12 protein-coding genes and 1 pseudogene are annotated in these 10,964 nt (G+C 29.5%); 9 read left to right on the top strand and 4 right to left on the bottom strand.

The annotated features are described in order from the left end of the window. The first annotated feature begins 53 nt into the window (after positions 1-53). The 8 genes and pseudogenes from HMPREF2658_RS09975 to HMPREF2658_RS09940 all read left to right on the top strand — a co-directional run bounded on the left by HMPREF2658_RS09975 (position 54) and on the right by HMPREF2658_RS09940 (position 7,088). Entirely contained in the window at positions 54-689 is a 636-nt protein-coding gene (locus tag HMPREF2658_RS09975) for an endonuclease III domain-containing protein (protein ID WP_070854385.1), read from the top strand. Between the two features lie 485 nt (positions 690-1,174). Beyond that, positions 1,175-1,954: pseudogene (locus HMPREF2658_RS09970) on the top strand (ABC transporter substrate-binding protein); the annotation flags it as partial. A gap of 148 nt (positions 1,955-2,102) precedes the next feature. Further along, positions 2,103-3,053, top strand: a complete 951-nt coding sequence (locus tag HMPREF2658_RS09965; protein WP_072468907.1) for a FecCD family ABC transporter permease — start codon at positions 2,103-2,105, stop codon at positions 3,051-3,053. A 54-nt stretch (positions 3,054-3,107) separates the two neighbouring features. After that, positions 3,108-3,827 carry an HAD family hydrolase gene (locus HMPREF2658_RS09960; protein WP_000365352.1) on the top strand — a complete coding sequence of 240 codons (720 nt, stop codon included), beginning with the start codon at positions 3,108-3,110 and terminating at the stop codon, positions 3,825-3,827. Further along, positions 3,811-4,611: an alpha/beta fold hydrolase gene (locus HMPREF2658_RS09955; protein ID WP_000362959.1), complete on the top strand. Its 801-nt coding sequence runs from the start codon at positions 3,811-3,813 to the stop codon at positions 4,609-4,611. The genes HMPREF2658_RS09960 and HMPREF2658_RS09955 overlap by 17 nt, the downstream gene beginning before the upstream one ends. 135 nt (positions 4,612-4,746) lie before the next feature. Continuing rightward, on the top strand, positions 4,747-5,253 hold the full coding sequence (locus HMPREF2658_RS09950; RefSeq protein WP_000735559.1) for an SA0570 family protein: 507 nt from the start codon (positions 4,747-4,749) through the stop codon (positions 5,251-5,253). A gap of 161 nt (positions 5,254-5,414) precedes the next feature. Continuing rightward, complete coding sequence (locus HMPREF2658_RS09945; RefSeq protein ID WP_001222140.1) at positions 5,415-6,131, top strand: hypothetical protein; 717 nt, start codon at positions 5,415-5,417, stop codon at positions 6,129-6,131. A gap of 168 nt (positions 6,132-6,299) precedes the next feature. Further along, the gene (locus HMPREF2658_RS09940; RefSeq protein WP_001045424.1) at positions 6,300-7,088 is read left to right on the top strand and encodes an alpha/beta fold hydrolase; all 789 of its coding nucleotides are present in this window, start codon (positions 6,300-6,302) and stop codon (positions 7,086-7,088) included. 251 nt (positions 7,089-7,339) lie between these two features. On the opposite strand, the gene sarA is transcribed toward HMPREF2658_RS09940, so the two are convergent. The 4 genes from sarA to HMPREF2658_RS09920 form a co-directional block, all read right to left on the bottom strand. After that, entirely contained in the window at positions 7,340-7,714 is a 375-nt protein-coding gene (gene sarA / locus HMPREF2658_RS09935; protein WP_001018677.1) for a global transcriptional regulator SarA, read from the bottom strand. A gap of 947 nt (positions 7,715-8,661) precedes the next feature. Beyond that, a complete protein-coding gene (locus HMPREF2658_RS09930) occupies positions 8,662-9,591 on the bottom strand; it encodes a DMT family transporter (RefSeq protein WP_001622547.1) in 930 nt (309 codons plus the stop codon). Between the two features lie 195 nt (positions 9,592-9,786). Next, positions 9,787-10,011 (bottom strand): DUF2922 domain-containing protein, encoded by a 225-nt coding sequence (locus HMPREF2658_RS09925; RefSeq protein WP_000169036.1) that lies wholly within the window; start codon positions 10,009-10,011, stop codon positions 9,787-9,789. Positions 10,012-10,027: 16 nt separating this feature from the next. Then, positions 10,028-10,231, bottom strand: coding sequence for a sigS mRNA-stabilizing protein SroA (locus tag HMPREF2658_RS09920; protein WP_000047745.1), 204 nt, complete (start codon positions 10,229-10,231; stop codon positions 10,028-10,030). Between the two features lie 154 nt (positions 10,232-10,385). Here HMPREF2658_RS09920 and HMPREF2658_RS09915 point away from each other — a divergent pair, with 154 nt between their 5' ends. Then, entirely contained in the window at positions 10,386-10,946 is a 561-nt protein-coding gene (locus tag HMPREF2658_RS09915; RefSeq protein ID WP_001044966.1) for a tyrosine-type recombinase/integrase, read from the top strand. Positions 10,947-10,964 lie beyond the last annotated feature (18 nt).

The raw sequence follows: 10,964 nt of genomic DNA, 5'->3' as shown, positions 1-10,964 counted from the left end.
GCAAAAGAGCCCCTAATCGCTAAAGCTCAAGGGGCTCTAAAAGGAGGATGTAAATGTTAGGAACTGATGAATTGTATAAATTGTTATATAGGCATATGGGACCTAAAAATTGGTGGCCTGCTGATAATGACATTGAAATGATGTTAGGTGCAATTTTAGTTCAAAATACTAGATGGCGAAATGCAGAAATTGCATTGAATCAGATTAAAGAACACACGCATTTTAATCCAAATCATATATTAGAACTACCTATTGAAACGTTACAATCATTGATACATTCAAGTGGTTTTTATAAAAGTAAATCACTGACGATTAAAACATTATTAACATGGTTAGCACGACATCATTTCAATTATCAAGAGATTAATGAGCGATATAAAGCTGAATTAAGAAAAGAATTATTATCTTTGAAAGGTATTGGAAGTGAAACAGCAGATGTCTTACTTGTTTATATATTCGGACGTATTGAATTTATTCCAGATAGCTATACAAGAAAAATATATGATAAATTAGGATATGAAAACACTAATAGTTATGATCAATTTAAAAAAGTAGTCACATTACCAAATCATTTTACAAATCCAGATGCTAATGAATTTCATGCCCTGTTAGATGTATTTGGTAAACATTACTTTAGAGACAAAGATATAAAGAATTATGATTTTTTAGAACCTTACTTTAAAAAGTAAACGCTGTGAAGTTAGATAGATGAGTTTATATGAAATATAAAAAATAATTTACTATTTTCTTTTAGTATGTGGACTTATATAATAAATAGAAGCATATAAAGAAAAAACAGTTGTTTGTGCAGCAACTGCATAAAAACCTCTAATCGCTAAAGGTGAAGAGGAATGCAGTTGGATGCTAAGGCACAACTGCATAAAAGCGTCTAATCGCTAAAGCTCAAGAGGCTTTAAAGGAACGCAGTTGGATGCTACCGCACAACTGCATAAAAGCCTCTAATCGCTAAAGATGAAGAAGAACGCAGTTGGATGCTACCGCACAACTGCATAAAAGCGTCTAATCGCTAAAGCGAAAAGTGGGATTAAAAAGGAGATGTGATAGTGTGAAGAAATCGTTAATTGCTTTTATTTTAATTTTTATGCTTGTTCTGAGTGGCTGTGGTATGAAAGATAATGATAAACAAGGTAGCGATGATAATGGCTCGTCTAAAACGCCGTACCATAGAATTGATTCGTTAATGCCTAGTAATACTGAAATTTTATATGAATTAGGATTAGGTAAATACATAGTTGGTGTTTCAACGGTTGATGATTATCCAAAAGATGTGAAAAAGGGTAAGAAACAATTTGATGCTTTGAATCTAAATAAAGAGGAACTTTTAAAGGCAAAGCCAGATCTAATTCTTGCGCATGAGTCGCAAAAGGCAACTGCTAATAAAGTATTGTCATCATTAGAGAAACAAGGCATCAAAGTTGTGTATGTTAAAGATGCACAATCAATTGATGAAACTTACAACACATTTAAGCAAATTGGGAAATTAACGCATCATGAAAAGCAGGCTGAACAACTTGTTGAAGAAACTAAAGATAATATCGATAAAGTCATAGATTCAATTCCTGCTCATCATAAAAAATCAAAAGTATTTATTGAGGTTTCATCAAAGCCTGAAATATATACAGCAGGGAAGCATACATTCTTCAATGATATGTTAGAAAAATTAGAAGCCCAAAATGTTTATAGTGACATTAATGGTTGGAACCCTGTAACGAAGGAAAGTATTATTAAAAAGAACCCAGATATATTAATTTCGACGGAAGCTAAGACAAGATCAGATTATATGGATATCATCAAAAAAAGAGGTGGATTCAATAAAATTAATGCTGTCAAGAATACACGTATTGAAGTTGTAAATGGTGATGAAGTATCAAGACCGGGTCCACGTATTGATGAAGGATTAAAAGAATTAAGAGATGCAATTTACAGAAAATAAACCATTCTAATTATGCCCCTTATTGCTACATGTAAAAAAATACATGTTTGAGATAAGGGGTTTTTAAAATATATTTAGTGAATGATAGCAACGCGAGTATGTGATTGCTATAATGAATGTAATTATCGATGAAAGAAAAGTGAATACTATGACATTTAATAAAGTATTATTGAGCTGGATAGTCATATTGATTATAACAACTAGCATATATCTATTTTGGCAGTTGGGGGATATCAATGATGTATTTAACCAGTCTATTTTAATCAATGTTAGATTACCGAGATTATTAGAAGCATTGTTGACAGGTATGATATTAACTGTTGCAGGTCTTATATTTCAAACAGTTTTAAATAATGCATTGGCAGATAGCTTTACATTAGGATTGGCAAGCGGTGCTACATTTGGTTCAGGATTAGCATTATTTTTAGGATTAACAACGTTATGGATTCCAGTATTTTCAATAACATTTAGTTTAATAACATTAATAACTGTATTAGTCATTACGTCGGTATTGAGCCAAGGCTATCCAGTTAGAATCTTAATATTAAGTGGTTTAATGATTGGTGCATTATTCAATTCACTTCTATATTTTTTGATTTTATTAAAACCTCGCAAATTAAATACAATTGCCAATTATCTGTTTGGTGGTTTTGCTGATGCAGAATACTCAAATGTATCCATAATAGCAATCACATTTATCATTGCACTGTTTGGTATATTTATCATTCTTAATCAACTAAAGTTATTGCAATTAGGAGAACTAAAAAGTCAGTCACTAGGCTTAAATGTTCAAATAATTACATATATCGCGTTATGTATAGCTTCTATGATAACGGCGATAAATGTCGCATATGTTGGCATCATTGGATTCATTGGTATGGTGATACCACAACTCATTAGAAAATGGCAGTGGAAACAATCGTTAGGAAGACAATTGGCTTTGAATATTGTAATTGGAGGACAAATAATGGTTATGGCAGATTTTATTGGTAGCCATATATTGTCACCAGTACAAATACCGGCAAGTATTATCATTGCATTAATTGGTATACCAGTGTTATTTTACATGCTAATATCTCAGTCGAAACGGTTACACTAGCACATGACATTTGCTAAAATAAAAATAACTATAAACATAAAGAGGGCATAAGCGATGGATTTGAATCAAATTAAAGCAGTTGTATTTGATTTAGAAGGTACGTTGTTGGACAGAGTTAAATCTCGAGAGAAATTTATCGAAGAGCAATATGAACGATTTCATGACTACTTAATTCATGTTCAACTGGCAGATTTTAAAAAAGCATTTATTGAGCTAGATGACGATGAAGATAATGATAAACCTGATTTATATAAAGAAATCATTAAACGTTTCCATGTAGATAGGTTAACTTGGAAAGACTTATTTAACGATTTTGAAATGCATTTTTATCGTTATGTATTTCCTTATTACGATACTTTGTATACACTAGAAAAGCTATCGCAAAAAGGCTTTCAAATTGGTGTTATCGCAAATGGTAAATCTAAGATTAAACAATTCCGATTACATTCACTTGGTTTGATGCATGTTATTAATTATTTATCAACATCAGAAACAGTTGGCTTTCGTAAACCACATCCTAAAATTTTTGAAGATATGATTGATCAACTAGGGGTATTACCTGAGCAAATTATGTATGTTGGCGATGATGCGTTAAATGATGTAGCTCCAGCACGAGCTATGGGCATGGTTAGTGTATGGTATAAACAAGAAGATGCAGAAATAGAACCGCTCGAAGAAGAAGTTGATTTTACAATTACAACAGTGGAAGAATTATTAACCATTTTACCAATAAAAATTGATAATAAAGGAGAAAATTATGGATCTATTTACTAGAAAAGATGGAACATCGATACATTACAGTACATTAGGTGAAGGCTATCCTATCGTATTGATTCATACTGTACTTGATAATTATTCTGTGTTTAATAAATTAGCAGCAGAATTAGCAAAATCATTTCAAGTTGTGTTAATTGATTTACGTGGACATGGCTATTCTGATAAACCTCGTCACATTGAAATAAAAGATTTTTCTGATGACATTGTTGAATTACTTAAATATCTATACATTGAAGAAGTTGCATTTGTATGCCATGAAATGGGTGGAATTATTGGTGCGGATATTTCAGTACGTTATCCTGAATTTACATCATCACTTATGTTGGTAAATCCAACATCTATTGAAGGTGAATTACCGGAAGAACGTTTATTTAGAAAATATGCTCATATTATTCGAAACTGGGATCCTGAAAAACAAGATAAATTTTTAAATAAGCGTAAGTATTATCGTCCGAGAAAAATGAATCGATTCCTCAAACATGTCGTAGATACAAATGAAATATCAACTAAAGAAGAAATTCAAGCAGTTAAAGAGGTATTCAAAAACGCTGATATTTCTCAAACTTATAGACATGTCGTAGTACCGACAAAAATTATTGCAGGAGAATTCGGTGAAAGAACAACAAGATTAGAAGCTAAAGAAGTAGCTGATTTAATCCAAAATGCAGACTTTGAAGTATATCAAGAATCAAGTGCATTCCCATTTGTTGAAGAGCAAGAAAGATTCGTCGAAGATACAGCTTCATTTATCAACAAACATCACGATGAAAAGCATGTTTAATTTTAAGTGATAAGTGAAATATAAAAGTAGTAATTATTATTTGTAATATAATTGTAATATGGCTGTTGTTTTAGAAATGATTGTTGTATAATGGTTGTGAGCACAAGACGATATAAATAAAAGGAGAGAGTGCTTATGAAAAAGCTACTAACGGCAAGTATAATTGCATGTTCTGTTGTAATGGGAGTAGGCTTAGTGAACACTAGTGCCGAAGCAGCAAGTGGCAACTCTATTGATACTGTTAAACAATTAATTAAGGGTGATCAGTCATTAGAAAATGTGAAAATTGGCGAATCTATTAAAGATGTTTTAACTAAGTACAAAAATCCGATGTATTCTTACAATGAAAATGGAACTGAACATTATTACGAATTCCATACTAAAAAAGGTATGTTATTAGTAACTACTGATGGTAAGAAAAACAATGGTAAAGTAACTCATATTTCAATGATGTATAATGATGCTAATGGTCCAACATATCAAGCTGTTAAAAATTATGTTGGCAAAGCAGTAACACATACGGAATATAGCAAAGTTGCTGGTAATTTTGGATATATTGAAAAAGGCAAAACGACTTATCAATTTGCCTCAGCACCAAAAGATAAAAACATAAAATTATATCGTATTGATTTGGAAAAATAATAATTAAATTAATCGTGCTTAACCGACAAGTTAAATCGCAATACTTGTCGGTTATTTTATTACATGGCATAATACAGTGAATATTAATTTTTATGATTTGCGAAGGGGATATTAAACCAATACAATAAATAAAGATGTTTCATTTTAAAGGAGTACTACCAATGCGTATTAACGATAAAATTTTACTAGAAAATATAGAAGATTACTTTAATCATAAAGGTTTATCACCGCATTTGATTGATGATATTAAAGAGAAAGTAATTACTGATATAAAAAATTCTGAAAAGAAAGATCAAGATTATATTGAATATAAAAGAAAATCTCCAGCACAAATCATATTAATGATTCAAAGGAATTTGTTTGCTTTACAAATGAATCCAGTTATTTTCTTTATTTTAAATTTCATTCTCATATCCTATTTATATGATAAACAGTATGTTCAGTTTCAAGCTATTACTGGAATGAGTCTATTTTATTGTTTAGTGATTTTTCCAATGACTATTGTTGTATACCTAAGGGTGTCTCAAAAGAATTACTTGCGTAGTAATAAAATAGAAATGATTATGGGTACAATTATCGCTATCATATCCCTGTTATTAATTATATTACAAGCATTTAATATTACATGGGGCGTTATACCAATTACAAATTTTGGACATCAATTTTTCTTTTTCATTGGTATTATTTTAGTAATTGCCGGCATTTTTTATAAGCGACTTGAGTTTTCGGGAATTGGCTTATTATTTTGTCAAAAAACCGTAGATGCAATGATTCATAATCCACAATCAGCCCAGACTTTTTCATTAATTATATGGATATTATTAGTAGTTCTAGTTATATATTTCACAATTAGATTATCTTCACGTACAAGATTATAAATATGATAAAACTATTCACTTGATTAATTGTATTAATTGAGATGAATAGTTTTTTTATTGTTGGAATAACTTTTGGTAATTTATAAATAATTTAAAAAAATTGTTTATAAAATGGAAGCGTACATAGAATGAAGGTTGGGTATATAGTTTATTGAGGGAGGTGTCACAATGAATAAAGTCACAATTAATCCTCAAATCCAATTAACTTATCAAATTGAAGGTAAAGGGGATCCTATAATATTACTTCATGGATTGGATGGTAATTTAGCTGGATTTGAAGATTTGCAACATCAACTAGCATCATCATATAAAGTACTTACTTACGATTTAAGAGGTCATGGCAAGTCTTCTAAAAGTGAATCATACGATTTAAACGATCACGTTGAGGATTTAAAAATTCTAATGGAGAAGTTAAATATTCATGAGGCACATATTCTAGGACATGATTTAGGTGGGGTAGTTGCTAAGTTATTTACAGATAAATATGCTTATCGTGTAAAATCATTAACTACCATTGCATCGAAGAAAGATGACTTAATACACAGCTTTACTCAATTGTTAATACAATATCAAGATGATATAGCGGGTTTTAATAAGTCTGAAGCGTATATTCTTTTATTTTCTAAATTGTTTAGAAATCAAGAGAAGACGATGAAATGGTATCAAAAACAAAGAATATATAGCATTAAGTCTGAGGATGATAGTGCGGTGGCAATTCGTTCATTAATTTTGCATAAAGATGAACCTATGTATTTAAAAAAACGTACATGTGTACCTACTTTGTTAATTAATGGGGAACATGATCCTTTGATTAAAGATAAGAATCATTTTAAATTAGAATCGCATTTTTTAAATGTAACGAAAAAAATCTTCGAACATTCAGGACATGCACCGCATATTGAAGAACCAGAAGCATTTCTAAGTTATTATCTAAATTTCTTAAAAAGCGTATCATAATATGTGATATATCAACCTAGGGCATAAAGTCCTTAGGCAATGTGAAAAAGCTGATTACTACTCATTATTTGATAGAAATCAGCTTTTTTTGAAATGTATTTGATATATACTGCTCGTTATACGGCTATCTTCCTTATATTAAGTGCTATTAGTGCAAAACCGCTTAACAATTAGGTAAAAAAAGACATAAAAAAAGGAAGTTTAATAGAATGTATCATCTATCAAACTTCACCAAATTGCGCTAAACAAAATTATAGTTCAATTTCGTTGTTTGCTTCAGTGATTCGTTTATTTACTCGACTCAATAATGATTCGATTTTTTTACGTTGTTGTGCATTAACAAGAATTAATACAGTTCTTTCATCATGCTCATTACGTTTTTTATCGAAGTAATCTTCTTGAGATAAAATTTTAACTGCTTTAACAACTTGTGGTTGTTTGTAGTTTAAATGATTAATAATATCTTTAAGATAGTATTCTTTCTCTTTGTTTTCGCTGATGTATGTCAATACAGCGAATTCTTCAAAGCTAATTGAAAATTCCTTTTTAATTAAACTTTTTAATTTGTCAGCATAAGTGACCATTGATAACAACTCAAAGCAATCATTGATTTTTGTAATTGCCATGTTTAAAACCTCCCTATTTGATGCATCTTGCTCGATACATTTGCCCGATAATATATTGATATCTAATCTTTATTTATTATAGATATGTTAGTCATAATTTTGCATTAAATAAGTTTTATTAAATATATTTAATGCTCTATTATTTAGTTAATTATAACTAATTAAAAATGAGAAGTAAACAAAAAAGTGTTTATAAAACAAATTATTCATTAGACACAGTGATTGTATTTCTGGGTTAGCATTTGGATTAGTCAAAAAGATCAGCATTTTTTATAATTTACCTTAATTTAATCGTCAGTACAAGGTAATTTATTTAATGAAACGATTTAGCGCAATTAAATGTTTCAATATTCAATGTGTATCTAAAGTGATTCATTGTCATAGCTTAACGCTTTTAAGTTAACTTCTTCTAATATTTATACCCATTTTTCGAACTTTTATCACTAAAAAAGAAAAATTTTTATAATTTTTTTAATTTAGTAATTCTCAGTGCAGTTTTAATGATAAGAAAAACACACTTTTTTAATGACAAAAGTAAAACTATAGCACTTTAAAGTAAATGTATAGTAATCCGATTGATAACAAGTAATCAATATTAGAAAGTACGATTATGGTTCATAATTTAAAGCATCTTCAATCTTTAAAGTCGACTCAATGAATGAATTAAAGTTGTACATTTTGACTTATTTTTAATTAATTGAATAACCAACTATGAAATATTAGCACGAATAACATAATTTTTGCTATTAATTTGGTGTAAATTATTAAAAAATAACATTAATTTAGGTCTTAAGAATGAGTTGACTATCGAATTTGCTAAATTAAAATTTGTTGTGTCAAAGCATACTACCCATATTAGTACTTATTAAAACTAATTTAGACTGCAAAAAAATAGCTTATCACTTTTAAAAATAATTACAAGTTAAAATGATAAGCTAAAAGTTAATTTAAAATAATCTTAAAAGTATAATCCCTGTCAAAATACATAATAGACCAATAGTTTTTCTGGATGTCATTGCTATTTTAGGTGAACCAAATAATCCAAAGTGATCTATCAATATGCCCATTAGAATCTGGCCAAACATCCCAATAAGTGTTGTTAATGCTGCACCCATATGAGGCATTAAGATAATGTTAGCTGTTACAAAAGCCATGCCAAGTATACCGCCAGTAAAATAGATAGGTTTTAATTTACCGAATTTTAAATGACTTGTTTTTAGTTTTAAAGAACGATTAAAAATAGCGGTTAAAATCAACAACGTTATTGACCCAATTGTAAATGATACTAATGATGCAAAGGCTGGTGAATGAGTATGACTTGCTAAAGCACTATTAATTGTCGTTTGAATAGGTGGAAAGAAACCAAATATAAATCCTAAGAGAAGCCAAAACAATAAATACTTTTGATCAGTTAGTAATAAATTATTCTTGTTAAATTGATTCATTATGACGATACCGATAATGAGTAACAATACTCCAATTGCTTTAATTAAATTAAAATCATGAATTGTAGCACCAAATAAGCCAAATGTATCAATAATGACACCCATAATAATTTGACCCGCAACTGTTGCAATTACAGTTAATGTTGCACCTAATTTTGGCAATAACAATAAATTTCCAGTTAAAAAGCTAACCCCAAGCAAACCACCGACTATCCATGTGTAGTTAAATGATTGATTATTGTAAAAGTGAATAGTAAATACTTCTGGATTGATAATGATGTTTAAAATAATTAAACAAATTGTTCCAACTGAAAATGAAATGAATGAAGTATAGAAAGGTGATTTAGTATACAGTGATAGTCTTGAATTGACAGATGTTTGGATAGGAATAAGCATTCCAACTAGGACACCAATGATATAGAAAAGAAGCATATGAATAAAGTCTCACTTTCCAAAGTTAATAATAAAAATCATATGTATACATTATCATTATAGAGAAAATATACAACTCATTTTTAATAATGTTGAAAAAAACAGGACATTGACACAACAAAATCACCCTAGACAATCATGATGAAAGTCTAGGGTGTTAGTATTTATACTAAATTAATTACGCTTTCTTTATATCTATTTCTTATCTTCAAATAAAACGGTCGTCGTTTTATCAATAATTTGAGCAGAATGTACTTTGGTGATAGCGCCACTATTAGACTTTAAAATATTTAAATCTACTAATGCATTCATACTATCACGTGCAACTTGCTCGGTTATGATGTTGTTTAATTGTGGTAATTGCAATTTGACAGGTTTGTCTAATGAAGATTTAAAACTTAATTCAAGTGTTTTGGTCATGAAAGTGTCCTCCTGATTAAATTGATACAGATTTGATGACTTCGATGTTATTGTATGTTTCTCCAGTAAGTCGCTCGATAAGTTTGCTAAATGTTTTAATTTGGTCGTTTGATACTTCAGGATTAATATTGGCGAATCGACGTTTAAATTCTGTTTGTTTACCATTTGTATCTAGTTTTGTAAATGATAATACAATTGTAATGTGATTTGTTTTACTCATATTTTAAAACCTCCTTTCACACTATATATCGAAAGAAAAAAATAATTGGGTTAATTTTATTATTCTTGTTTAAATTCTATAAAAAAGGTTATAATTATATGTGACTTAAATACTTAATGTTTATGATTAAGACACTTAAAGCAAGGAGGGACATATGAACAAGGTAGAAGTAATTAAATGCAATGATGATATTAATAAAATGTATGACGCGCTCAAAGCTCGATCTGATAGGGATTATTTGTTTTTTAAATTAGCTATACATAGTGGTATGAAAATTACAGAATTATTAACAATTACCGTTGAAGATACTAAACGACTGATTGAAAAGGGGACACTAAGCGAATTGTGTAAAGCCCATTATCACTCATTGATTAAAATTAGATTGCCAGAAACATTATCTAATGAGTTACTTCATTATATTGAAAACAAAAGTCTGTCAAATGAAGATGTATTATTTCAATCATTGAGAACTAATCAAGTATTATCTAGGCAACAAGCCTATCGTATTATTCATCAAGCAGCAATTAAGGCTGGCATAGAGAATGTAGGACTAACGACATTGCGTAAGACATTTGCGTATCATGCATATCAAAAGGGCATACCTATTCCTGTCATTCAAAAGTATTTAGGGCATCAATCAGCTATAGAAACATTGAATTTTATCGGTTTAGAAAATGAATGTGAACACAGTATTTATATTTCATTACAATTATAACGACAAAGGAGGCTAATA

Origin of the sequence: Staphylococcus sp. HMSC062H10 (genome assembly GCF_001836945.1) — a bacterium.
Classification (GTDB): domain Bacteria; phylum Bacillota; class Bacilli; order Staphylococcales; family Staphylococcaceae; genus Staphylococcus; species Staphylococcus aureus.
This window is presented reverse-complemented; position numbering and strand designations above follow the sequence as displayed.